A 246-nucleotide genomic window follows, 5' to 3' on the forward strand; every position below is an offset into this window, starting at 1 on the left:
GGGTGCTTTCTTCGTTGTACGCGGCTCATCTTGTGCCGGCGCTCAGCACCACGGCCTCCCAAGCCTCGGGGTTAATCAACGGCATGGCTACCATTATCCTAACGATTTTTATCGACCCGCAGCTAGGTCTGATCACCGATAAAGCTACGCGGGATGAAGAAGCGAAGAATCAGCTGGGCAAGGTGTACACGATGCTCATGGTCTCCCGATTCTTCGGAACGATGCTGGCACAGCTCGTCATCGTTC

The 246-nt window shown here is 54.9% G+C and carries 1 protein-coding gene; it reads left to right on the forward strand.

Annotated features, from left to right (window positions below):
- Window positions 1-2: 2 nt before the first annotated feature.
- On the forward strand, window positions 3-246 hold a 244-nt coding region (locus tag ACSNOG_RS33795), incomplete at its 3' end, for a lipid II flippase family protein (protein ID WP_436756486.1).

The organism is Streptomyces sp. URMC 124, from assembly GCF_051386455.1.
GTDB lineage: Bacteria > Actinomycetota > Actinomycetes > Streptomycetales > Streptomycetaceae > Streptomyces.